The following is a 25,615-nucleotide window of genomic DNA, read 5'->3' as shown; positions in this document are numbered from 1 at the left end:
GTAAGTATTGTGGCAAAAACAATTCAAGCAATTCGAGGCATGAACGATTGCCTCCCAACTCAGTCGCCACTGTGGCAAAAATTAGAAAACACAGTGAAAAATGTAATTAGCGCATACGGTTATAACGAAGTGCGCATGCCAATCGTTGAAGAAACAAACCTATTCAGCCGCGCTGTTGGTGAAGAAACAGACGTCGTTTCAAAAGAAATGTACACTTTTGATGACCGTAACGGCGACAGCCTAACACTTCGCCCAGAAGGTACGGCGGGTTGTGTACGTTCATGTATCCAAAACAGCCTGATCAACCGTGATGAACAGCGTCTGTGGTACATGGGGCCTATGTTCCGCCATGAACGTCCGCAGAAAGGTCGTTACCGTCAATTCCACCAGTGTGGTGTTGAGGTGTTTGGTCTAAATGGTCCAGATGTTGATGCAGAGCTTATCATGATGACGGCGCGTCTATGGCGTGAGCTAGGTATCAATGAGCATGTCCGTCTTGAGCTGAACTCTATCGGTTCTCAAGAAGACCGCGCAGACTACCGTACTGCACTGGTTGCATTCCTTGAGCAACATATTGATGTGCTAGATGAAGATTGTAAGCGTCGCATGCACACGAACCCATTGCGTGTTCTGGATACGAAGAACCCAGACGTTCAAGCTATTTTAGGTGATGCGCCTCGCCTTTCAGATTACTTGGGTGAAGAATCTAAAGCACACTTCGCAGGTCTATGTGAACTTTTAGACGCCGCAGGTATCAAATACACAGTTAACGAACGTCTAGTTCGTGGTCTGGATTACTACAATCGCACGGTATTTGAGTGGATCACTGAGAGCCTAGGTGCTCAAGGCACTGTATGTGGCGGTGGTCGTTACGATGGCCTTGTAGAGCAATTAGGTGGTAAACCAACACCAGCGGTTGGCTTTGCAATGGGCCTAGAGCGTCTAGTACTGATGCTAGAAACGTTGGAACTGACCGACGTTCGTCGCAGTGTTGACGTGTACGTAGTCACAGCGGGTGAAGGCACCATGATGGCAGGAATGAAGCTAGCAGAACAGCTTCGCGAGTCTGTTCCAGGCGTTCGTGTGATGAATCACTTCGGTGGCGGTAACTTCAAGAAACAGTTTAAACGCGCAGACAAAGTTGGTGCTGTTGTAGCATTGGTTCTGGGCGAAAACGAAGTTGCGGATAATACCGTAGTACTGAAAGACTTAGCTGGTGGTGAGCAAGAGACTTACAACCAAGCAGAAGTTGCAGAAAAGATCGCAGCACTGATTTAAGTCTTTTAGTAATCTAACAAAATTACATCCTAGTTCGTAAGCTAAGGCTCCCAAATGTGGAGCCTTTAAACGAAATAGGAACAATGGCAGCTAAGCTGCCATTTACATGTTTTAAGAGGACAGGAAGTGGAACTTTACGATACTGAAGAACAACAAGTTGAAGCCATTAAAGACTGGTGGAAGGAAAACGGCAAAGCCGTCATCATCGGTGCGGTTGTTGGTTTAGGTGGTCTATTCGGCTGGCGTTACTACCAGGATTCTGTGATTCAGGCGAGTGAAGCAGCTTCTCAAAGCTACACGACAGCAATGAATGCTTTGCAAGACAAAGGCACTGATGCTCAAGCTGACGTGAAAGCTTTCATTGAGTCAAATGAAGTAAAAGAATATTCAGTATTGGCTGCGCTACAACTTGCTAAAGCACAAGTTGAAGCTCAAGACCTTTCTGCTGCATTGGAGCAACTGAAGTGGGCGCAAAGCAACACTCAAGATGCTGCGTTGTTACCATTGATTAGTTACCGCATTGCGCGTATTGAGACGGAAATGGGTAACTTCGACGCTGCAACGGCAGAGCTAAGTAACGTCACTGATACAGCATGGACAGGTCGTATTGCTGAACTTCGTGGCGATATTGCGATTCGCCAAGGTGACAAAGATGCTGCGTACGCTGCGTATACTGAAGCTCAGCAAGCGGCAGATGCAAGCCCGACACTACAAATGAAATTGGACGATCTGGCGAAATAAGGACCGCATTGGATGAAAAGAGTCTTTAAGAAAGCCTTGCTAGGGGCGTTAACAATGGGAGTACTTGCCGGTTGTGCAGGTGAGAAAGACACCATTGTAATGGCGCCACTACCTCAGGTAGACAGTCAGTTTACAACCAGTAGTGAGTGGAGCACATCGGTTGGCGATGGTGTTGGTCATTACTTTTCAAAACTATCCCCTGTATTTGCGAATGATACATTGTTCGTGGCAAGTCGTGATGGCTTAGTAAAAGCGCTGGATCCTGAAAACGGTAAACAACGTTGGCAAACGGACCTAGAAGAAGATGTCATTGCTCGTCTCTCTGGTGGTATCACAGCGGCATACGGAAACCTTTACATTGGCTCTGAGAATGGTGAAGTCATCTCTCTTGACCAAGAAACAGGTGAAATTGTTTGGCGTGTAAAAGTTGGTGGTGAGGTACTGGCGAAGCCAGTTGCAGATTCAGGCCTTATTATCATCAATACTAGCCGAGGCATGCTGATTGCCCTTAATGAGAGTACAGGTGAGCAACGCTGGGCATTGAGCACAGAAGTGCCGAACTTAACTTTACGTGGCGACAGTACTCCGACTGCAATTGGCGGCGGTGTATTTTGGGGAACGGCAAATGGCCGACTCGCAGCTGCTATCGTTGAGCGTGGTCAGTTGATTTGGCAACAGCCTGTTGGTACGCCAAAAGGCGCGACAGAAATTGATCGTTTGGTTGATGTTGATTCATCGCCAATTGTGCTAGGCGGTACTCTTTTCACCATTGGATACAATGGCCAACTTATCGCTATTGACTTGCGTTCAGCGAACCCGATTTGGAAGCGTAATTACTCATCTGCGACAGACATTTCTACAGATGGTAGTCGCATCTTTGTGATAACGGAAAAAGATCATGTTGTTGCCGTTGATTCACGAAGCGGAACTGAGTTGTGGGAAAACAGCTTGCTTGAGCACCGACAACTTACAGCGCCAGTTATTGTTGGCAATTATCTCGTTGTCGGTGACACGCTTGGTTACCTTCACTGGATGGATCGTTCAACGGGCGAATTTGTTGCGCAGCAGTTTGTCGATGATAGTGGCTTGGCAGTTGGCCCGACGTTATTGTCGGATGGTTATGTGATTACAACTCGCAACGGCGATGTAAAGAAACTAACCATTAACGAATAATATCGTGATATAATTCACATTCGGCTCCTGGCTGGTGACAGCTAGGAGCCGTTTTGTTGTTTGAATTTATTAACCCTGACGTGGTTATAGGTAAAAAGCTGGTTTGATTTGGCATCGAGCAAGTCGTTACCTATAACTACAGAAGAAAGATTATTGTAGAGGTTGTTATGGTACCTGTTGTAGCTCTAGTAGGGCGTCCGAACGTAGGTAAATCTACACTATTTAACCGATTGACTCGCACTCGTGACGCGTTGGTTGCGGACTTTCCAGGCCTAACGCGAGACCGTAAATATGGCCAGGCGAGACTTGGTGAAGAGCACGAATTCATTGTGATTGATACTGGTGGTATCGATGGCACAGAAGAAGGCGTGGAAACAAAGATGGCAGAACAGTCATTAGCCGCGATTGATGAGGCTGATGTTGTATTGTTCCTTGTTGACGGTCGTGCTGGTCTGACACCTTCAGATGAAGCAATTGCTGCGCATCTGCGTAAAATTGAAAAGCCAGCGATGCTGGTAGTAAACAAAATCGATGGTATTGATGCCGATGCGGCGTGTGCTGACTTTTGGCAGCTCGGCGTGGATGATATGTACCAGATTGCGGCCGCTCATGGCCGTGGTGTGACCGCTTTGCTTGAGCGTGCTTTATCTCCATTCTTTGATGATCTACTAACAAGTGAATCTGAAGAAGGTGAGATTGAAGACCTGACTGGATTCGAAGACGAAGAGCCTCTTGTTGAAGATTACACTGAAGAAGACGCAGAAGCAGAGTTCAAACGCCTTCAAGAGCAGCCGATTAAGTTGGCGATCATCGGTCGTCCTAACGTAGGTAAATCGACACTGACTAACCGTATTCTGGGTGAAGAACGTGTGGTTGTATACGATATGCCTGGTACAACGCGCGATTCTATCTACATCCCGATGGAGCGTGATGGACGCGAATACGTACTAATTGATACCGCAGGTGTTCGTCGTCGTGGTCGTATCAATGAAACGGTTGAAAAGTTCTCTGTTGTTAAGACGCTGAAAGCGGTAGAAGATGCAAACGTCGTTCTACTGGTGATTGATGCACGTGAAAATATTTCAGACCAAGACCTAAGCTTGCTTGGTTTTGCACTGAATGCTGGCCGCTCAATTGTCATCGCCGTTAACAAGTGGGATGGTCTAGACAGTGACGTGAAAGAAAGCGTGAAGAAAGAACTGGACCGCCGTCTAGGATTCGTCGACTTCGCGCGTATCCACTTTATCTCTGCGCTGCACGGTACTGGCGTTGGTCACTTGTTTGAATCTATCCAAGAAGCATATAACTCGGCGACAACGCGTGTGGGTACGTCAGTACTGACGCGTATCATGAAGATGGCTGTGGATGATCACCAACCGCCAATGGTTCGTGGTCGTCGTATCAAACTCAAATACGCACACGCAGGTGGTTACAACCCACCGATCGTTGTTATCCACGGTAACATGGTTCGTGAATTGCCAGATTCGTATAAACGTTATCTGATGAACTACTTCCGTAAGTCTCTGGAAATTATGGGAACACCGATTCGCATTAACTTCCACAACAGTGATAACCCATACGAGAACCGTACGAATAAGCTTACGCTATCACAAGAGCGTAAACGTAAGCGTATGATGTCGATGGTGAAAAACCGCAATAAATAATGAAATTCGAATACCCAAGTTTCTACTTGGGTATTTTTTTATCAAAAGTAATCGTAAAAATGACTATCACAGCAACAAAGACTCGTTTTTGTCATCAAACATGGCAATTAGAAGCACAAATACAGCTCGTTCAATATACGGAAGAAGTGACTTACGTTATTACAGATGTCACGCCGTTCCATCCCGTTAGTCACATATGGCCGGATCACCCTGCAGATAAAGGAACGTTGAAGGTGAATGGGTCTGAGCATGACGTAGTTGATTGCCAAGTTGGAGCAGTGGAGCAGGAGAGTGGTGCTTTGTATGTGGGTAGTGACATCCCTGTAAAGCGTGATGCTGAAGGTTGGGTGTTTGTCGTCGTGCATGTTTTATCACGTACGGAATCATTTGCAATTAATGACTTGGTAACATTAGCGGTAGATAAAGACTATCAAAATGCTGTGAGTCGAGGCCACACTGCAGGACATTTAGCGTATTTGGCGTTGAATAAAGTACTATCGGAAGACTATTGGCGAAAAGACGCAGACCGCAAAGACCCACATGGTTATTATGACTTTAATAGCTATGCGCAAGTTACTAGTTATGTCACTCCAGACAAGTGCCTCGATACGTACCGTTTAGGCAAAACACTCCGTAAAAGAGGATTAAACAGTGCAGATATGCTGAATGACCTCCAGGCGATTGCAGAAAAAGTGAATGGCCAACTGGTTGAATGGCTTCAAAGAGATGCGATGATCACCATGGAATGCCACGGCGATAGATTAACGGATTCTCGCTATTGGAAGTGCGATTTAGGGGAAGGTCAATTAGCGGTAATCCCTTGTGGTGGAACGCATGCGAGCCATTTAAATGAGTTTGCTTTTATCCAAGTTAAACTCGTTAAGCTCGACGCTCAAACTATCGAAATGCACACCAATGTAAACACTGCTTTTTGAATAAGATCTTTTTATTAAATTCTGTTTTTTCGTTTAATTAAATCTCTCTAGGGTTTTTTATTCTGTCTTAAATTGGAATGCAGAATATGTAACTTATGCTTTCGGTGTGTGGTTATATAAATATTCTTTTAAGGGGTGATCGCTGATCAAGGAGTAAATATCAGACGATCAGTATAAGATCCTACGTATCAAGTATGGTTAACGCCTCGTGAAACTTGTTGGGGCGGTGATGAAGATCAACACACTTGTTCGTTATTTTGAGTAGCATGCGTTACTCGAAATTGCTTAGTTTAGAGAGAGGAACGGGATATGCAGCAGAACATTTGCCCGACTTGCAATGTCGAACTGGAATGGACAGGACAATACCATTGTGCACAGTGTGAATCGGATTTTAAAAAGGTAGGTTTTTGCCCTGATTGTGAGGCGGAGCTGGAGAAGCTGCAAGCATGCGGTGCTGCGAGTTACTTTTGTAATGTGTGTAATGAACTCAAATCAAAATCACGTGTCCGATTTGAGTTCCAGAAAGTCAGTTAACCAGAGTTTGTATTCAGTTAACGGTAGAACGAACGTCACCTTCGGCTAACCGGGTAATCAATACATCTCCCGACTTTACATCTGAAGATTGCGTAATTACTTTACCTTGCTCAGTTTGAGTAATTGAGTAACCTCGTTTCAATGTCGCTAGTGGGCTGACGGTGTCCAACTTTTCTGCGGCAATCGCGAGTTGATGGCGCATAGTCAGTAATTTGCGATCCATTGCATCCATGAGCTTTTGCTCAACACGTTCTAGCTTCGACTTCTGCTCGGCAAGGCGTGTTACAGGAGAATTTAATTGCAGCCGATAATGTTGACGCTCGATTCGCTGTTGACGCAAGGCAATAAAACGACTCATCGCTCGCTGTAAGCGCATGTCCAACTCATCTAACTGTTGCGTCTGACGTTGCAAGCGATAGCTTGGGTGCTGTCTCTCTAGACGGTGCACTAATTGAGCAGATTGCTGCTTTTGTTGTGCTAGGTAGTAACGCATCGCGCTCGCTAACTTATGCTGGCGGGTAACTAAAGCTTGATCTTTGTGGCTGTTATCACGGCTTACTAGCTCAGCGGCTGCTGATGGAGTAGGCGCGCGTACGTCGGCGACAAAATCAGCTATTGTCACGTCAACTTCATGTCCAACGGCGCTAATAATAGGAATTTGGCTTGCTGCAATCGTGCGAGCTAATATCTCGTTGTTAAAGCACCATAAGTCTTCTAATGAACCACCACCTCGGCCCACAATTAGTACATCACATTCATCACGGCTGTTAGCGCGACCAATGGCTTGTGCAATTTGAATGGCTGCGTCCTCACCTTGTACCACTGTCGGATAAATCACAACAGGTAGGGAAGGATCACGACGTTTCAATACGTCTAAGATATCGTAAAGCGCGGCACCAGTTTTCGATGTGATGACGCCAACACGTTTAGGGTGCTCAGGCAAAGATTGCTTATTGATTTGCGCGAACAACCCTTCTGCTGCAAGCTTCATTTTCAGCTCTTCAAACTCTTGTTGAAGACGGCCATCACCTTCCGGTTGCATGCTTTCGATGATCAATTGGTAGTCACCGCGAGGCTCATAAAGAGACAGACGAGCTTTTACTAGGACTTGATTACCGTTAGCGGGTTTGAAAGTAACGCGGCGATTGTTACCACGAAACATGGCACATTTAACTTGAGCGCGAGAGTCTTTAAGAGTGAGGTACCAGTGACCAGAGACAGGAGCTGAAAAGTTGGATATCTCTCCGACGAGCCAAACGATCCCCATTTCGTTTTCAAGGAGTAAACGAACTTCTGCGTTGAGACGAGAAACAGTAAAGATGTTTTGATTGGTCTTGGAGAGCACAGCTAATCTCTTAGACGTGAGTATGGAAATTAGCGGCAATATAATACATAGCAAGGGGGTAATTGCAAGAAAAAAATTAAAAAATTTGTGGTCAAGCGATTGCGTTAACCGTATAATCCCTCCGCAATATCTAATCCAAATGTAGCTAGTTGCTAACGCAGGTTACCCTCATTATGCGAAACGATGAGATTGGATTGTTCTTTTTACTCCTCTAATTGTGAGATATTGCAAATGCTAAGAATTGCCAAAGAAGCGCTGACATTCGATGACGTACTACTTGTGCCAGCACACTCCACCGTTCTCCCAAACACAGCTGATCTTCGCACTCAGCTAACTAAGAACATCACCCTAAACATCCCAATGATTTCAGCGTCTATGGACACTGTTACTGAAGCTCGTCTAGCAATTGCGCTAGCGCAAGAGGGTGGCATTGGCTTTATCCACAAGAACATGTCTATTGAGCAGCAGGCAGCCGAAGTTCGTAAAGTTAAGAAGTTCGAAGCTGGTATGGTAACTGACGCGGTTACTGTAAACCCTGACGCGACCATCGCTGATGTTGTTGCACTCACTGAAAAGCATGGTTTTGCAGGTTTCCCTGTTGTCACTGAGAGCAATGAGCTTGTTGGTATTATCACTGGTCGTGACGTTCGTTTTGTGACGGACCTTTCTAAGAAAGTATCTTCAGTAATGACGCCAAAAGAGAAGTTGGCAGCAGTTAAAGAAGGTGCAACACGAGAAGAAGTGCAAGAGAAAATGCACGAAGCTCGTGTAGAGAAAGTATTGGTTGTGAATGATGAGTTCCAACTAACCGGTATGATTACTGCGAAAGACTTCCACAAAGCAGAACGTAAACCAAACGCATGTAAAGATGAGCGTGGTCGCCTACGTGTTGGCGCAGCCGTTGGTGCTGGCGCTGGTAACGAAGAGCGTGTTGCTGCTCTAGTTGAAGCAGGCGTTGACATTCTACTTATCGACTCTTCACACGGACATTCTGAAGGTGTACTAAACCGCATCCGCGAAACTCGCGCTGCTTACCCAGATCTAGACATCATCGGTGGTAACGTAGCAACAGGTGCTGGTGCTAAAGCACTAATCGAAGCTGGCGTAAGCGCAGTGAAAGTGGGTATCGGCCCTGGTTCTATCTGTACAACTCGTATTGTAACGGGTGTGGGAGTTCCACAAATCACTGCAATCGCAGATGCGGCAGAAGTGGCTAATGATTATGGTATTCCGGTTATTGCTGACGGTGGTATCCGTTTCTCAGGTGATATCTGTAAAGCAATCGTAGCTGGCGCATCATGTGTGATGGTTGGTTCTATGTTTGCAGGTACTGAAGAAGCGCCGGGTGAAGTGATTCTATACAACGGCCGTTCTTACAAGTCTTACCGTGGCATGGGTTCTCTTGGTGCTATGTCTCAAGGTTCTTCTGACCGTTACTTCCAGTCTGACAACGCAGCGGACAAGCTAGTACCAGAAGGTATCGAAGGTCGTATCGCATACAAAGGCCGTCTAAAAGAGATCGTACACCAACAAATGGGTGGTCTACGTTCAAGCATGGGTCTAACTGGTTCTGCAACTATCGAAGATATGCGTACGAAAGCTGAATTTGTACGTATCTCTGGTGCTGGTATGCAAGAGTCTCATGTACACGATGTTCAAATTACTAAGGAAGCACCGAACTACCGTCTAGGGAACTAATTACCTAACGGAAACGTTTGCTTTTTCCTTGAAGCATTAAGAAGAGGCGAGTACACTCGCCTCGGTTTTAATCACTTAGCCTTAAAAAGACTGCTCAAAATGACTAAAAATATCCATGACCAACGTATTCTGATCTTGGACTTCGGTTCTCAGTACACTCAATTAGTAGCACGCCGCGTACGTGAAATCGGCGTTTACTGTGAACTATGGAGCTGGGATGTAGAAGAAGCGGATATTCGCGAATTCAACCCAGATGGCATTATCCTATCTGGCGGTCCAGAAAGCGTAACGGAAGAGAACTCTCCACGCGCGCCTCAATATGTGTTTGATTCTGGTGTTCCTTTGCTTGGCGTATGTTACGGCATGCAAACCATGGCGGAACAGCTAGGAGGCAAAGTGGCGGGCTCTAACGAACGTGAGTTTGGCTACGCTCAGGTTAAAGTTTCTGGTGAATGTGCTCTATTTAAAGACCTTGAAGCAACTCAAGACGTTTGGATGAGCCATGGCGACAAAGTAGTAGAGATCCCAGCCGATTTCGTAAAAGTTGGTGAGACAGACACTTGTCCTTACGCTGCGATGGCGAATGAAGAGAAGAAATACTACGGCGTTCAGTTCCACCCAGAAGTGACACACACAAAAGGTGGCCTACAAATGCTTGAGAACTTTGTTCTTGGCGTATGTGGCTGTGAACGTCTATGGACTTCTGAATCTATCATCGAAGACGCGGTTGCTCGTATTAAAGAGCAAGTGGGTGACGACGAAGTTATCCTAGGTCTATCTGGTGGTGTTGATTCATCGGTAGTCGCGATGCTAGTTCACCGTGCAATCGGCGACAAGCTAACGTGTGTATTTGTTGATAACGGTTTACTTCGTCTAAACGAAGGTCAACAAGTAATGGATATGTTCGGCGACCAATTTGGTTTGAACATCATCAAAGTTGACGCTGAAGAACGCTTCCTAAAAGCACTTGAAGGCAAGTCTGACCCAGAAGAGAAGCGTAAGACTATCGGTCACGTATTCGTAGATGTATTCGATGAAGAGTCTAAGAAGCTGAAAAACGCGAAATGGCTAGCTCAAGGTACGATTTACCCTGATGTAATCGAGTCAGCTGCATCTAAGACTGGTAAAGCGCACGTGATCAAATCGCACCACAACGTGGGCGGTCTTCCAGATGACATGGAAATGGGTCTTGTTGAGCCACTACGTGAGTTGTTCAAAGATGAAGTTCGTAAGATTGGTCTAGAATTAGGCCTGCCTTACAACATGCTTTACCGCCACCCATTCCCGGGTCCTGGTCTAGGTGTTCGTGTTCTTGGTGAAATCAAGAAAGAGTACTGTGACTTGCTACGCCGTGCTGATGCTATCTTTATTGAAGAGCTTCACGCAGCTGATCTATACAACAAAGTATCTCAAGCGTTCACGGTATTCCTACCAGTACGTTCTGTTGGTGTAATGGGCGATGGCCGTAAGTACGATTGGGTTGTGTCACTGCGTGCAGTAGAAACCATCGACTTTATGACGGCACACTGGGCGCACCTACCATACGACTTCCTAGGTAAGGTATCTAACCGTATTATCAACGAAGTTGATGGCATTTCTCGTGTTGTTTACGACATTTCTGGTAAGCCACCAGCGACTATCGAGTGGGAATAATTTTCCTCTAGACAGTTGAGTTTATAAGAACCAGCCTTCGGGCTGGTTTTTTTGTACTTCAAGTTTGTGAAGAGGTGGCTCAACTTTTTTGTGAGAGATATATACATGCGGTTAAATTAAATATATATTCATTTTAATTGTTTAATTATCATAAACGGTATTGCTATGGAACAGGCTGACGTTACCTCTCTCATTCCCATCCTTATTACTCTTTTCCTCGCGCTGACCACAAGAAATGTCGTTGTTGGTTTATTCGCCGGTGTGGTGAGTGGTGTCGCTATGCTTGAAGGGACATTTGTCGAAAAAGGGCCACTAGACTCGTTTAGTGCATTGATGAAAAGCTATCTACTGCCGCAATTAACTGACAGCTACAATGCGGGCGTCATTTTGCTCTTGGTCTTTATTGGTGGCTTTGTTGCCTTGATGGAGAAATCTGGCGGTGGTGTGGCGTTTGCTAAAAAGGTCACTCAATGGGTGGCGAGTAAGTGCCAAGCTCAACTGTCCGTATGGTTCGGTGGTGTGGTTATTTTCTTCTCTGACCTTGGTACACCGCTGATTGTTGGTCCTGTTTTTCGCCCTTTATTTGATAAGTTAAAAGTATCACGCCAAAAATTAGCTTTTATTATCGACTCTACTTCCTCTCCCGTCGCAATCTTGATCCCTTTTATCGGATGGGGCGTTTACATCATGGGATTGATTCAAAAAGAGTTTACTGCCCTGAATGTCAGTATGAGTGATTGGGATGCTTTCATTGGCGCGATCCCGTATCAGTTTTACGCCTTTCTTGCGATCGCGATTGTGCCGATTGTCTCTTTCTTCAAATTAGATTTCGGACCGATGGCGAAGGCTGAACAACTAGCAGAGCAGGGCTCCGACTTTGGGAAAGTGCAGGAGTCTATGAATGTGTTTACGCATAAAAATGCAAAATCTAGTTTTGTATGGGCACCTTTGCTCGTTATGCTGGTGGTTCTATGTACCATCCTCGTGCCACACGGTTTTCCATTTCAAAAAGTGGCAGGATCAACGTTTAGGGCTGCACTTTCTTCTGCATATTTCTTCGCGGCCTTCACTTTAATTGCGCTGATGGCGTTTTATGGCGTAAGAAAGCTTTCGGATGGTATTCAGGTTTATCTGAAAGGGATGTCAAACATGATGTCAGTGGCGGTGATTCTGGTATTGGCTTGGGCGCTTAGCTCGGTTGGGAAAGAATTAGGTGCAGCTGCATACATTGCTGAACAAGCTCAAGCCGGTTTCCCTTACTGGTTATTGCCAGCGGTTGCGTTTTTACTGGCCGGTATTATCTCGTTCGCTACGGGATCATCTTGGGGGACGTTTGCCATCATGATGCCATTAGTGATCCCAACTGCCGTTGCGATTGATGCACCACTGTTGGTTTGTATTGGTGCGGTATTATCTGGTGGCTTGTTTGGCGATCACTGTTCTCCCATCTCTGAAACTACGATTTTGTCGTCGACAGGAGCGGGGTGTGAACAGTATGAGCACTTCCGTACACAATTGCCTTACGCATTACTCAATGGAATGATCGCATTAGGGTGTTTTCTTTTAGCTGGAATCAACGCCTCACCAGTGATTGTGCTTGCCGCAATTATTTCTCAGTGTGTGGTTTATTTTGTGCTGTCTAAACAAAAGTCAACCGCGAAGCTAGAGGTGGTTTCGGCAGAACAATAAAGAGAGAAACATCACAAAGCGGAGGCTCACAGGGTCTCCGCTTTTCTTTTGAGTCAAGGTAACATTTTTCTTGTGACAAAATGTGTGTGAGGACCTATTTATTCATTTTGTCTCGCAGAATCAACGTACTTGGCTCGGTGTTTCGTATATATGATCCACTATATGTCTAGTTATTCCTCGTATATTGTATTGTTGAAATCCGGAGACTAGACATGTTTGCACTCAAACATCTTCCTCTTGCATTGAGTTGTGTCTTAGCAGCACAAGTGAATGCGAGTATGAATATTCAGCCCGATCCGCAAAATCCGAATGGTTATGTTATTGCTCGTGGTGACGTTCAAGCCGTAGAGCAAAGCAAAACTTCTGATCCTATGTATGCCATTTGGTCACAAGCATTAGAGACACGCCCGAACTCAGTGGTTGAAGCGATTGTTCCAGGGGCGACAACCAACCCAGAAAACGTGAAGCGTGTAGAGCGTGTATTCCCCGAAAGTGAGTGGGACTTCCTGACTCAAATGGCGGCACCTGAATACACTTACACGCGTTTCCTACGTGCAATTGGTAAGTTCCCTGCATTCTGTGGTGAGTACACAGACGGTCGTGATTCGGATGCAATTTGTAAAAAATCGATCGTGACAGCGTTTGCTCACTTTGCACAAGAAACCGGTGGCCATATTTCGATTGATAACGTATCGGATAATCCGCTAGGGTTGGAAGAGTGGCAGCAAGCTTTGGTTCATGTGCGAGAAATGGGATGGTCTGAAGGGCAAGAAGGTTACACAACAGGTTGTGGTCAAAATGACTGGCAAAACAAACGCTGGCCATGTGAGTCTGGACAAGGTTACTTTGGACGTGGTGCAAAGCAGCTTTCTTACCATTTTAACTATGGCGCGTTCTCTGAAGTGATGTTTGATGGCGATGCATCTGTATTGCTGAAAAATCCAGGCTTGGTTGCGGATTCGTGGCTGAACTTAGCATCGGCTATCTGGTTCTTCCTAACCCCACAAGCACCGAAACCTGCAATGCTACATGTGATTGACCGTACTTGGGTGCCTTCACAGCGTGAGCTTGATGCTGGCATTGGTTACGGCTTTGGTACCACCATCAACGTGATCAATGGTGGTATTGAGTGTGGAGAGCAAAACAAAGATAAAGGTCAACCTGTTAACCGTATTCGCTATTGGGAAGGACTTGCCGCTCATTATCAAATTCCAATTGAAGCCGATGAGACCAATACCTGTTGGCAGCAGACGCCTTACGGCAGCTTAAATCTGAATGGTGCGACAGACGTGTTGTACACCAACTGGGATGGGAACTGGAAATACTACTCAGATCGTCCGGGAGGCCACTCTTTTGAATGTGAACTTGTTGGTTTCCAAACGGCTTACTCTGCGCTAGTTGCGGGTGACTATGAGAAATGTGTAACTAACTTCTACCAATCTCATGCGGGTTGGCCAGAAGTTCGTGTAGTTGACAAGTTAGACCCAGTGGATCCGGTCGATCCGCCTGTAGGTGGTGTGGCAGCTTGGGATTCTGGCAAAGTATATAACACGGGTGATCAAGTTTCTTACCAAGGTGCTGTTTACGAAGCGAAATGGTGGTCACAAGGTAATGAGCCAACGAAAGGAGACCCTTGGAAGCTGGTTTCAGGCACTCCTACGGAGCCGCCTACAACGGAACCTGAACCACCGGTGACTGAGCCAGAGCCGCCAGTAACCGAGCCAGAACCACCAGTGACAGGCAATTTTATTCAGTGGGAGCCGGGTGTAACGCAAGTCGCTAACGGCGATAAAGTGACGTACCAAAACAAATGTTTTGTTGCGAAAAATGGCCCAGGAGTGTGGGAAAGCCCAACGCAAAGCAACTGGTTCTGGGACGAGATTTCTTGTCAGTGATCGAGTAAAAAACAACCTAACCATCTATAAAGACTCTGCTTTTTTGCAGGGTCTTTTTTTATATATGTAGTGGTTTATTTATGGAATCTAAGTTTTCAATAACAGCTTTTCTCTTTTGTTCTGGAGCCCATTAAAATTCGCGCGCATTTTTTATCAACATTTTTGAAAAAAGGTATTTGTACATGTCGACAAAACTGGCTAACCCAGCACCGCTAGGTCTTATGGGTTTCGGTATGACCACTATTCTGCTCAATATTCATAATGCAGGATTTTTCCCAATTGACTCTATGATTCTAGCGATGGGCATCTTTTACGGTGGCCTTAGCCAAGTAATCGTTGGCATCATGTGCTTTAAACGCGGTGATACATTCGGCACAACTGCGTTTACTTCTTACGGTCTATTTTGGCTAACATTGGTTGGTCTAATCGTAATGCCTCACATGGGTCTTCCTGCAAGCCCTGCAAGCTTTATGGGTTGGTACCTAGCGCTTTGGGGCATCTTCACTGGTTTCATGTTCATTGGTTCTCTATGTTACCCAACAGCGAAGCAAGTGGTATTTGGCTCTCTAACTATCCTGTTCTTCTTGCTTGCTGCTCGTGATTTCACTGGTAGCGAAGTGATCGGTGCTATCGCTGGCTTCGAGGGTATCTTCTGTGGCGCAAGTGCAATTTACTTCGCAATGGCACAAGTACTGAACAACGAATTTGGTCGTGAAGTGTTACCTGTCGGTAAAGCAAAAATCGCTCGTAAAGTTGAAGCGGTTATCGCCTAAGCTGTTACTCATAATGAAGAAAGGGGGATTAACCATTGGTTAATCCCCCTTTTTTATGTCCTCAATCGGACCACTGCTTTTTCTTATTTATGTGATAACGCTATGTTGATGGTTGCTCAACAGTTTCTGCGCTATTGCTGTCTGCCGTTGGTGCTTTACCCGTTTTACGTCGGTACTTATCTTCCCAGTAATCTGCGCCTTTAATGCCCAGTGCAACAGGGTTAAATGTAAAATCGGTCACACCACGTTTTTGTTGCTCTTCGTAGTCGTTCAATGCTTTGAGTGCAGGCTTCGACATAAAGAAGATGATCAAAATACCGATGATGTTTAGCCACGCCATCAGTCCTACACCTACATCACCCATCGCCCATGCTAAGTTGGCGGTTTTCACGGTTCCGTAGAACACGGATGAAATAATGATGACTTTCAGAATAAACATCAGTCCATTTACTTTGAACGTACGACGAATGTAAGCAATGTTCGTTTCTGCAATGTAGTAGTAAGCCAGAATGGTCGTAAACGCGAAGAAGAATAGAGCGATTGCGATGAATGGTTTACCCACGCCAGGTAGTGCGCTTTCGATCGCCATCTGTGTAAACACAGGACCATTTGCACCAATATCCGCTGGTAGGTTTTGAACCAGGAATGTACCTTCAATCGCACCATTTACGTTGTACGCGCCAGTGATAAGAATCATGAACGCGGTTGCTGAACACACAAGTAGTGTATCGATGTAAATAGAGAAAGATTGAACAAGACCTTGCTGAGCTGGGTGATCAACACTCGCTGCTGCTGCTGCGTGAGGACCAGTACCTTGACCTGCTTCGTTGGAGTAGACACCACGTTTTACACCCCAGCCGATTGCTGCACCAACGCCTGCCATTGGTGTGAACGCGTCACCAATGATCATGCCGAAAATGCGTGGAACCTCACCAATGTTTAGAAGGATGATGACAAACGCAGTAATGATGTAAGCTAACGCCATAAATGGCACAACGACTTGGGTAAAGTTCGCGATACGCTTTACGCCACCAAAAATGATGAAAGCCAAAATGACACAAACAACCGTACCAGTGAAAATTTTAGCAAAACTGAAGGTACCAATAGCGGTTTCAATCATGTCACCTGAGCCAAATGCGGCTTCTACTGCGTTACCGATACTGTTCGATTGAACGCCAGGAAGTAGAACACCACAAGCAAAGATGGTCGCGATAGCAAAGATCCAAGCGTACCATTTTTGTCCCATTGCTTTCTCAATATAGTAAGCAGGGCCACCACGGAACTCGCCTTCGTCTTCTTCTTTATAAATTTGTGCAAGTGTTGATTCTGCGTATGCGGTTGCAGCGCCAAAGAAGGCTACGACCCACATCCAGAATACGGCGCCTGGGCCACCGAAACCGATAGCAGCAGCAACACCAGCAATGTTACCTGTACCTACACGGCCAGACAGTGAAACGGCAAGTGCCTGAAATGATGATATCCCTTTTGTTGAACTCTTCCCTGAAAGTAATAAGCGCCACATCTCAAAGAAGTGACGAATTTGTACAAAACGCGTCATGATTGAATAGAACAAACCTGCGCCAAGGCACAAATAGATCAGTACCGGGCTCCAAATAATTCCATTCAGAAAATCAACTAATGACTGCATGAGTATTTTCCCTGTTAGTTGTGTTTGTGGTTGTTTTTCACACAATACATTACCCTTTATGTAATGCAATTGTTAACTTTTTTGGCTACAAATCCTTTGTAGCGTGATGATGAACACAGAATGGAGAGTAGTTGTTAAAATTTGGTTCTTGTTGCTTATTTGCTCCTTTTAGGTAGAAGATTTGCCTGATGATTAATTATGCAGCACATTGTCATTTAAATGTGCTGCGATTTTGATGAGTTAAAAATGCCAGTGGTTATGTATTTTGTGGAGTAAGTGTCTGCCTGTTTTTTGTTCAGTCATGTCCTCAGGTGTAACGACAAAGGTTAAGCTCCGCATTATCCATCACTTTTGTTTTTTCACCTTTCATTACGCTTGCTAGCAATTGACCTGAACCACAAGCCATCGTCCAGCCCAGAGTTCCGTGTCCGGTGTTAGTAAAAAGGTTATCGTATTTAGTCGCGCCGATAATTGGTGTGCCATCAGGCGTCATTGGCCTAAAGCCGCTCCAAAACTCAGCTTGGCTGAAGTCACCACAACGAGGAAAAAGATCACGGATGACCATTTCGATGGTGTTTTTGCGCTTTTGTGGAAGGGAAGCATCAAACCCTGCTAATTCTGCGGTGCCAGCTACGCGAATTCGGTCATCAAATCGAGTCATAGCGACTTTATAGGTTTCATCCATCACAGTAGATCGAGGAGAGAAGTGTTCATCTTCCATCGGGATGGTGAGTGAATAGCCTTTGACAGGGTAGACCGGAATATCAATATCGAGTTGCTTGAGTAGCGCTGTAGAGTAGCTGCCAGAGGCCACCACATATTGGTCTGCTTTAAATTGTCCTCGGTTCGTTTGGACACCTATGATCTTTTTACCTACTGTAACCCAATTGCTTACTTCAGTATCGAACTCAAATCGGACACCGTGTGCCTTAGCAAGCTCCGTTAGTTGTTGGCAAAATTGATGGCAATCGCCCGTTTCGTCATCAGGTAGATGCAAGCCACCAACCAGTTTGTCTTTCACAAGTGCAAGCCCTGGCTCTTGTTCAATACATTGTTCGACGTCCATTAGCTTAAATCGGGTTCCGCTTTGTTCAAGGAGCTGCATGTCCTTTTCAATAGCTTGCAGCTGTTGATGTGTTCGGAATACTTGCAAGGTCCCAAACTGACGTCCTTGATACTCAATGGCGTGTTCTTGGCGTAACTGTTCTAAGCAAATACGGCTGTGGTTAGCGATCGAAAGCATGCGAGCCTTGTTAACTTGATAGCGAGGTAGGGTGCAGTTCGCGACCATTTTACTCGCCCAGCGGATCATGTCGGCATTCAGAGTGGGTTTGATTTTAAGTGGAGCATGCTCTTCCATTAACCACTTAATGGCTTTAACAGGAACACCAGGCGCAGCCCAAGGCGAAGAATAGCCATACGAGATCTGCCCGGCATTGGCGAAGCTCGTTTCCATGGCACTGCTTGGTTGGCGGTCAATGACGGTAACTTGATAGCCTGCTTGAGATAAATACCAAGCAGAGGTTAAGCCGATAACGCCGCTGCCTAATACGATGACTTCCATTGATGCACTCCACACATTTATCAGAGTGCTCAGTTTCTTTTCTTTACCTTTTATTAACAATCGATATAAATTACACACAGTGTTTAGAAAAACTATAGGCTCAAGGATGAAAAGTAATCTGATAAGTGGTTTGTGCCTATTTAGCCAAGTCGCGGAGTACAGCAGCTTTACTGGTGCCGCAAGACATTTACACCTCACCACTGGTGCCATAAGCCAACAAATTATTCATTTAGAAGCGTTATTAGGTTTTACTTTATTTGAACGCCACTCTCGCGGTATTCGTTTAACCGTAAAAGGCACTCAGTTACACCAAGCGACGCAGTTTCACTTTTCGGAACTGAGCAAATTGCTTGATGAGCTCAAAGTAGAAAAGCAAACCAATGAAATTCGTTTGAAGTTGACGCCTTCTTTTGCTTTCAAATGGTTAGTCCCAAAGCTCGAAAGCTTCCATCATGATAATCCGGATATCCAAGTACAAATCTTTGCGGAAGGTGCGCTGGTAAATAGTGAGATAAAAGACTATGACGTCGCAATTGACTATGGTCTTCATCCTTATAGAAATGCTAACGCGGAGCTGATTTTGGATGAGCATCTGCTACCGGTGATGAGTCCAAAATACCTTGAGGATCATGGCTGGCTAAAAACGTTGTTTGGTGAGCAAAAAAACTCAATGCCAGTGAAGCAATGGCAAGAGGCGACGCTACTACACGATGCGATGCCATGGGAAAAAGCGACGCGTGACTATGAGTGGCTATATTGGGCGTCAGCGATGGGGTTGGATTTTAAAACCGATATCGGACACTTTTTTAATCGAACGGATATGGCGATGTCTGCAGCCGAAGCTGGCGTTGGGATTGCGATGGCTCGAATGGCATTGATTGAGGATGAATTGACGACAGAGCGTTTGGTTTCTCCATTCAAACCGATTCCTGCCAATGCAGGGTATTACTTGATCATGAACACACGTACGAATGCGACAGAAACGTTTCGTCACTGGTTACTTGGACAGTTGAATTAGCGTTTTATCTCTGTGATTCATCCCTACGTTATTTGTTGAAAAATTGGGCAATATAAGTTTTATAAGCAAGGTAAGTGCTTTGCTTGCCGCTATTTGAGTGATGAAAGACAGGGAAGAACATGAAAGACGAAACGCTATCTATCCATTTTGGTTACGAAACTGACCCGACCACCAAATCTGTCGCGACACCGATTTATCAAACGGTCGCGTACGAGTTTGATAACGCGCAGCACGGCGCTGATCTGTTTAACTTGGAAGTGCCGGGGAATATCTACACTCGCATCATGAATCCGACTAATGACGTGCTGGAAAAACGCATGGCAGCGTTAGAAGGCGGCATTGCTGGATTGGTCGTGAGTGCGGGGAGTGCAGCGATTAACTATGCGATTCTGACGTTAGCGCAAGCGGGCGATAACATCGTTTCTACGCCGCAACTTTATGGCGGTACTTATACCTTGTTTGCGCACATGCTCCCAAATCAAGGTATTCAGGTGAAGTTTGCTAAAGATGACAAGCCAGAAAGTTTGGCCGAATTAATTGATGAAAATACCAAAGCGGTGTACTGCGAGAGCATTGGTAACCCTGCGGGTAATATCATCGATTTAGAACGTGTGGCGGAGCTTGCTCATGCACAAGGCGTACCTGTGATTGTGGATAACACCGTTGCGACGCCAGTGCTTTGCAAACCCATCGAATTTGGTGCGGATATCGTAGTTCACTCTCTCACTAAATACGTTGGTGGGCATGGCACCACATTAGGTGGCGTGATTGTGGATTCCGGTAAATTCCCTTGGGCACAGCACAAAGACCGCTTTCCTGTTTTCAACCAACCAGAACCTTCTTACCACGGCGTGGTGTATACCGAAGCGTTTGGTGAGGCGGCGTTTATCGGGCGTGCGCGTACCGTACCACTGCGTAATACCGGAGCAGCATTATCACCGATGAATGCATTTATGCTTATGCAAGGGTTAGAAACGTTACCGCTGCGTATGGAGCGCCATACCGAGAACACACTCAAAGTGGCTGAATTCTTGGAACAGAATGACAAAGTCAGTTGGGTAAGTTATGCCGGATTGCCAAGTTCTGAACACTTCCATCTCGCCGAAAAATACATGAAAGGTAAGCCTTCTGCGATTTTGTCGTTTGGTTTAAAAGATGGTTATGACGCTGGTGTGCGTTTTTATGATGCTTTGAAAATCTTTAAGCGTTTGGTGAACATTGGCGATGCAAAATCATTGGCTTGCCATCCTGCATCGACGACTCATCGTCAATTGAGCGAAGCAGAACAAAAACAAGCTGGTGTGTCTCCAGAGATGATTCGTTTATCGGTGGGTATTGAACATATTGACGATATTCTAGCCGATTTAGAACAGGCACTAAACGCGTAAAACGATTCTGTTTTTAGCTTTGGGTTACCCATAGGCCAGCCTTTAAAAAAGCTGGCCTATTTTTATTTTATTGTTTAAATATCAAGGGTTTTGGTGTTTTTGGTTTGTGGTATTCCAAAAGCTCATAGAGGGTGAGATTTATTCTCTTGTCACGTTTGGGTTTGTTCCTGATTATGTGTGCAAGTATTACACATTGGAAGGGACTCAAATGTCTTACGTATTTCACCGTCATTGCCATGCCACGCTACCAATCATCGATAGAGGTGAAGGTGTTTATCTATTCGATAAGCATGGAAAGCAGTATCTCGATGCTTGTGGTGGTGCTGCGGTATCAAACCTTGGCCACAGTCATCACGCCGTTAAAAAAGCCATGTTGGAACAGATCGAGCGAGTGCCATTTGCTCATACTGGATTTTTTACTAGTGACAACAGTGAGCGCCTAGCAGAATTGATTTGTCAGCACATGCCTGAACAGTTCAACCATGTGTACTTAGTCAGTGGAGGATCAGAAGCGGTGGAGTCGGCACTAAAAATGGCGCGGCAGTATTTCGTGGAATCAGGTAAGCCAGAGAAAAAGCAATTCATCGCGCGTCAGCAAAGTTATCACGGCAATACCTTGGGGGCTTTGGCTGTCGGAGGTAATGAATGGCGACGTGAACCGTTCAAACCCATCTTACACCCGAGCCATCATATCGCCCCTTGCTATGCTTATCGTTATCAGCAGAGTCATGAGTCGGAATTGGATTACTCATTGCGAGCGGCGAATGAGCTAGAGGCAAAAATTCTTGAGTTGGGGGCTGATAATGTCATGGCTTTTGTCGCCGAGCCCATTGTGGGTGCCACCGCTGGAGCTGTGCCTGCAACGCAAGGCTATTTCAAGCGTATTCGCGAAATATGCGACCAATACGATGTGTTATTGATCTTGGATGAAGTCATGTGTGGCGTTGGACGCAGTGGCAGTTTTTTTGCGTTTGAGCAAGAAGAGGCAGAACCCGATCTGGTGTGTATGGCTAAAGGGCTTGGTGCGGGTTATCAACCTATTGGCGCGGTGGTTGCGAATGATCGAGTCTATCAAGCTATTGCTGATGGAAGCGGTTTTTTCCAACATGGTCATACTTTTATGGCGCACCCTGTGGCGTGCGCTGCTGCCGTGGCGACCATTCAAACCATCTTCCAAGATAATTTGTTAACGGCGGTGAATCGGCAAAGTGCTTTGCTGCGTAATGAGCTTACTTCTGCATTGGCCCATTTACCGTACATTGGCGACATTCGTGGTAAAGGTTTGTTTTTTGGCATTGAGCTGGTGGCGGATCAAGAAAGCAAGGCGCCTCTGAGTAAAGCCACATTGGCAGACAAACGCATCAAACAGCGAGCAATGGAAAATGGCTTAATGTGCTATCCAATGGGCGGAACGATTGATGGCGTTAATGGGCACCATATCTTGCTTGCGCCGCCATTCATTATTCAGCCTCACCATATTGATGAGCTAGTTGGCAAACTCTCATTAACGCTAAAAGAGGTAGCGAAGGAATGGAATTAGAAAATCGATGTATACGAGAGCCTATCGCTATTATCGTGGCCCCAAACGGTGCAAGAAAAACTAAGCACGATCACGCCAGCTTACCCATGACAACAGACGAACTGGTTGCAGAGGCTATCGCTTGTCAAACGGCAGGGGCTGCCATGATCCATTTGCATGCTAGAGACGCCAACGGACGTCATTCATTAGACATCGACGACAACATGGCAATTTACCATGCCGTGAAAGAAGCGGTGGGACAAAACATGATGGTACAGCTCACCACAGAGGCGGTGGGCTTGTATTCTCCGCCACAACAGATGGCGTTAGTTAAAGCTGTGAAACCAGAAGCGGCTTCTTTCGCATTGAGGGAGTTAATCCCTGATCGAGCAAGTGAGAAAGAAGGGCATGCCTTTTTCCATTGGGTGGCAGAAAACAACATCGTGAGCCAAATTATTCTCTACGATGCAACCGACATTGAACGTTATTTCCAACTGCGTGATGCGGGCGTGTTACCTAAAACGTATCAGCATGCATTAGTGGTGTTAGGGCGTTATCACCAAGCTCAACAGTCTTCGCCATGGGATTTACGAGGTTTGAATTTGGCGCATTTTGTCGAGGAAGAAATTCGATGTGCCATTTGTGCTTTTGGCGCGCGAGAGCAAGACTGTTTAGCGAGTGCGATGTTACTTGGATTCGATGTGAGAGTGGGGTTTGAGAATAACCACGTCGATGTGGCAGGCGAATTAGCAATCAGTAACGCGGCTCAGGTGGAAGCTCTACGCGATGTGGCGCATCGCTTTGCGATTCCTTTACACAGTGCGCAAAGTTTGCGTTCAGCTTTGAAGTAAATCTGCTCGCGGAAAAGAAAAAAAGAAGAAAGGAAAGTAAAAAGGCTCCATCGGAGCCTTTTCGGTATTTGTCGTTAGTTCTCAGTTTGCGCTACAGGTTGACGAGCGGGATGTTTGATAAACACCGCGACAACAGCCGCTATCGCTAATGCAAAACAGTAGTAAGAATTGGCAACTACTTCAAGTGGCGAGAGGTTGAACACGGAACCTAGCAGCAGTACTTGAGCACCGTAAGGCAACACGCCTTGCACCACGCATGAGAAAATGTCTAACAAGCTTGCTGAGCGGCGAGGAGAGACATTATTCTCTTCCGCCAGTTGGCGAGCAACGCTGCCCGATACAATGATGGCTACGGTGTTGTTTGCCGTACAGCCATTGACCATTGAAACCAAACCTGCAATACCTAGCTCGCTTGCACGACTGTTCGCATGCTTAGAGTGGCTAGAGCCAAACGCGTGGATAAGGCTACTAACGAAATTTGTTAGAAAAGCAAGACCACCTTGGCGACGCATTAGTTCACTCAAACCACCAATCAGCATGGATAACAAGAAGATCTCTTGCATGTTACCAAAGCCTTTGTAAACGTCTTGGGCTAGATTAGTCAGTCCGTAATTGTCAATCGATGCCAAGCTCACGCCGCCAGCCAAAAGAATGCCAATCGACAGAACCACAAACACATTTACACCAGATACCGCTAGGATCAAAATAGTGATGTACGGCAAGACTTTTAGCCACTCAATATCGCCAGTTGCAGGCACTTGAGTCGCGGTACTGTTGAAAGCGAACACTGCAATCGCGATCAACGCCGCAGGTAAAGCAATACGAATGTTCTCTTTAAACTTGTCTTTCATCTCACAACCTTGAGAGCGTGTCGCCGCGATGGTGGTGTCAGAGATGATAGAAAGGTTATCACCAAACATAGCGCCGCTCAGCACAACGCCTGCGGTTAACGGTAAGCTCATTCCTGCTGATTCAGCAATACCCAACGCTACAGGGGCAACGGCTGCGATGGTACCCATCGAAGTCCCCATTGCTGTTGCGATAAAAGCAGAAATCAGAAAAATGCCCGGTAAAATCATGCTGGTTGGAATAGCGGATAAACCAAGGTTTACTGTTGCATCAACACCGCCAGAGGCTTTTGCTACCGCAGCAAAGGCACCAGCAAGCAGATAGATCATACACATTGCGATGATGTCTGGGTGGCCAACACCACGCATGAAGTGTTCGATTGAGCGGTTAAGTTTCTCTTTACTTAAAAGAAACGCAATGATGATGGCTGGTAATACCGCGATGGGTGCAGGCAGCTGGTAGAAGGCAAATTCCACGCCTTGCAAAGATAAGTAAGTGCCTACGCCAATAAATAGCGCAAGGAATACAATTAATGGGATCAGTGCGACCGCAGACGGTGCAACTGTTTTAGTAGTTTGTTGGGAACCGGACATGTAAACGACAATGTTAATGATAAGAGAGAAGAGCAGACTAATATCACATTTCTACATTGTCAACGTCTAGACGTCTAAATGGCTGTTTAAATTTTACACGTAAAGAAAAAGATAAAAGCTCGTGTTGCGTATCTCACTGATACCACGAGCTTTAGTTATGCGCTAATGAAGAGACTGTTGTTATTGCATTGATTTGGCTTTTTTGCGTTTAACAATACCTAAAACCATCCACGTAAATAAGACAGCAGCAAATGCCCATACCAGATATTTGTATTCGGTGTACAGGTTGCTCAACACGCTTAAATGCTCAAATGCAAAGTGAGTTAACAAGCTGAATACCAATACCCAAACCGTCGCCGCGAGGGCGTTACCGAGCAAAAACTCTCTACGTGGCATTTTCGCGATACCACATGCAAGAGGCATAAATTGTTTCATTCCTTCAATAAAGCGGCTGACGACCAAGCACGTAGGGCCGTATTTCTGGATAGTCAATTGAAGCGTTTGCATCTTCGGGCCGGAAATGTAGCCTTTTTTATCCAACCAGCCTTCAAAGTAATAGCCGATTAGGTAACCACAGGTATTACCCAAAAAGCAGCTCAGCCACGATACCATCATTACCATACTTAGGTTCATGACTTGTTCTGACGAGAGCAAAGATGCCGCGATCATCAGTGATTGACCAGGCATCGGGATACCTATCCCTTCTAGAAATATACTGACAATCAGCGCAACGTAGCCGTATTGCTCAAGCAAAGGCTTCATTGACACGAGAAGTTCGTTAATATGTTCCAAAAGCTTTCCCCTAAT

20 protein-coding genes are annotated in these 25,615 nt (G+C 45.7%); 15 read left to right on the top strand and 5 right to left on the bottom strand.

Annotation, left to right across the window (positions count from 1 at the left end):
* The first annotated feature begins 9 nt into the window (after window positions 1-9).
* The 6 genes from hisS to R8O10_RS10065 all read left to right on the top strand — a co-directional run bounded on the left by hisS (window position 10) and on the right by R8O10_RS10065 (window position 6,325).
* A complete protein-coding gene (gene hisS, locus R8O10_RS10090; protein ID WP_005381698.1) occupies window positions 10-1,278 on the top strand; it encodes a histidine--tRNA ligase in 1,269 nt (422 codons plus the stop codon).
* Between the two features lie 126 nt (window positions 1,279-1,404).
* Window positions 1,405-2,019, top strand: a complete 615-nt coding sequence (locus R8O10_RS10085; RefSeq protein WP_005381697.1) for a YfgM family protein — start codon at window positions 1,405-1,407, stop codon at window positions 2,017-2,019.
* A gap of 12 nt (window positions 2,020-2,031) precedes the next feature.
* Entirely contained in the window at window positions 2,032-3,192 is a 1,161-nt protein-coding gene (gene bamB, locus R8O10_RS10080) for an outer membrane protein assembly factor BamB (protein ID WP_005381696.1), read from the top strand.
* A gap of 167 nt (window positions 3,193-3,359) precedes the next feature.
* The gene (gene der, locus R8O10_RS10075) at window positions 3,360-4,856 is read left to right on the top strand and encodes a ribosome biogenesis GTPase Der (protein WP_017820569.1); all 1,497 of its coding nucleotides are present in this window, start codon (window positions 3,360-3,362) and stop codon (window positions 4,854-4,856) included.
* A gap of 59 nt (window positions 4,857-4,915) precedes the next feature.
* The gene (locus tag R8O10_RS10070; protein WP_213915320.1) at window positions 4,916-5,791 is read left to right on the top strand and encodes an alanyl-tRNA editing protein; all 876 of its coding nucleotides are present in this window, start codon (window positions 4,916-4,918) and stop codon (window positions 5,789-5,791) included.
* 309 nt (window positions 5,792-6,100) lie between these two features.
* A complete protein-coding gene (locus R8O10_RS10065; protein ID WP_005381691.1) occupies window positions 6,101-6,325 on the top strand; it encodes a zinc ribbon domain-containing protein in 225 nt (74 codons plus the stop codon).
* A 13-nt stretch (window positions 6,326-6,338) separates the two neighbouring features.
* Here the strand turns inward: R8O10_RS10065 and xseA are convergent, their stop codons facing one another.
* Window positions 6,339-7,670 (bottom strand): exodeoxyribonuclease VII large subunit, encoded by a 1,332-nt coding sequence (xseA, locus tag R8O10_RS10060; RefSeq protein ID WP_017633909.1) that lies wholly within the window; start codon window positions 7,668-7,670, stop codon window positions 6,339-6,341.
* Between the two features lie 231 nt (window positions 7,671-7,901).
* On the opposite strand from xseA, the gene guaB reads away from it, so the two are divergent.
* From guaB to R8O10_RS10035, 5 genes are all read left to right on the top strand, one after another.
* A complete protein-coding gene (guaB, locus tag R8O10_RS10055) occupies window positions 7,902-9,368 on the top strand; it encodes an IMP dehydrogenase (protein WP_017633908.1) in 1,467 nt (488 codons plus the stop codon).
* Between the two features lie 99 nt (window positions 9,369-9,467).
* Window positions 9,468-11,021 (top strand): glutamine-hydrolyzing GMP synthase, encoded by a 1,554-nt coding sequence (gene guaA / locus R8O10_RS10050; protein ID WP_005381685.1) that lies wholly within the window; start codon window positions 9,468-9,470, stop codon window positions 11,019-11,021.
* A 165-nt stretch (window positions 11,022-11,186) separates the two neighbouring features.
* On the top strand, window positions 11,187-12,710 hold the full coding sequence (locus R8O10_RS10045) for a Na+/H+ antiporter NhaC family protein (RefSeq protein ID WP_182039362.1): 1,524 nt from the start codon (window positions 11,187-11,189) through the stop codon (window positions 12,708-12,710).
* A 212-nt stretch (window positions 12,711-12,922) separates the two neighbouring features.
* A complete protein-coding gene (locus R8O10_RS10040; RefSeq protein WP_005381683.1) occupies window positions 12,923-14,605 on the top strand; it encodes a chitinase in 1,683 nt (560 codons plus the stop codon).
* 182 nt (window positions 14,606-14,787) lie between these two features.
* On the top strand, window positions 14,788-15,378 hold the full coding sequence (locus R8O10_RS10035; protein WP_005381682.1) for an acetate uptake transporter: 591 nt from the start codon (window positions 14,788-14,790) through the stop codon (window positions 15,376-15,378).
* Window positions 15,379-15,478: 100 nt separating this feature from the next.
* Here the strand turns inward: R8O10_RS10035 and R8O10_RS10030 are convergent, their stop codons facing one another.
* Both R8O10_RS10030 and R8O10_RS10025 read right to left on the bottom strand, forming a co-directional pair.
* Window positions 15,479-17,026 carry an alanine/glycine:cation symporter family protein gene (locus tag R8O10_RS10030; protein ID WP_005381681.1) on the bottom strand — a complete coding sequence of 516 codons (1,548 nt, stop codon included), beginning with the start codon at window positions 17,024-17,026 and terminating at the stop codon, window positions 15,479-15,481.
* Window positions 17,027-17,333: 307 nt separating this feature from the next.
* Window positions 17,334-18,590, bottom strand: coding sequence for a D-amino acid dehydrogenase (locus R8O10_RS10025; RefSeq protein ID WP_318191352.1), 1,257 nt, complete (start codon window positions 18,588-18,590; stop codon window positions 17,334-17,336).
* Window positions 18,591-18,696: 106 nt separating this feature from the next.
* Between R8O10_RS10025 and R8O10_RS10020 the strand changes: the two genes are divergently transcribed.
* From R8O10_RS10020 to R8O10_RS10005, 4 genes are all read left to right on the top strand, one after another.
* Entirely contained in the window at window positions 18,697-19,608 is a 912-nt protein-coding gene (locus R8O10_RS10020; protein WP_137281744.1) for a LysR substrate-binding domain-containing protein, read from the top strand.
* 119 nt (window positions 19,609-19,727) lie between these two features.
* Window positions 19,728-20,996, top strand: coding sequence for an O-acetylhomoserine aminocarboxypropyltransferase/cysteine synthase family protein (locus tag R8O10_RS10015; RefSeq protein WP_005381677.1), 1,269 nt, complete (start codon window positions 19,728-19,730; stop codon window positions 20,994-20,996).
* Between the two features lie 208 nt (window positions 20,997-21,204).
* Window positions 21,205-22,536 (top strand): aspartate aminotransferase family protein, encoded by a 1,332-nt coding sequence (locus R8O10_RS10010; RefSeq protein ID WP_137281745.1) that lies wholly within the window; start codon window positions 21,205-21,207, stop codon window positions 22,534-22,536.
* The gene (locus R8O10_RS10005) at window positions 22,527-23,366 is read left to right on the top strand and encodes a 3-keto-5-aminohexanoate cleavage protein (RefSeq protein WP_318191351.1); all 840 of its coding nucleotides are present in this window, start codon (window positions 22,527-22,529) and stop codon (window positions 23,364-23,366) included. Before R8O10_RS10010 ends, R8O10_RS10005 begins: the two co-directional genes overlap by 10 nt.
* Before the next feature lie 74 nt (window positions 23,367-23,440).
* On the opposite strand, the gene R8O10_RS10000 is transcribed toward R8O10_RS10005, so the two are convergent.
* Together R8O10_RS10000 and R8O10_RS09995 are read right to left on the bottom strand one after the other, a co-directional pair.
* Window positions 23,441-24,808 (bottom strand): Na+/H+ antiporter NhaC family protein, encoded by a 1,368-nt coding sequence (locus R8O10_RS10000; protein ID WP_005381672.1) that lies wholly within the window; start codon window positions 24,806-24,808, stop codon window positions 23,441-23,443.
* Window positions 24,809-24,988: 180 nt separating this feature from the next.
* A complete protein-coding gene (locus R8O10_RS09995; protein ID WP_005381671.1) occupies window positions 24,989-25,576 on the bottom strand; it encodes a DedA family protein in 588 nt (195 codons plus the stop codon).
* Window positions 25,577-25,615: the final 39 nt, after the last annotated feature.

The sequence above is a fragment of the Vibrio sp. 1727 genome (genome assembly GCF_033344415.1).
Classification (GTDB): domain Bacteria; phylum Pseudomonadota; class Gammaproteobacteria; order Enterobacterales; family Vibrionaceae; genus Vibrio; species Vibrio alginolyticus.
Note: the sequence above shows the minus strand (reverse complement) of the source record. Positions and strands in the feature narration are given on the sequence as shown.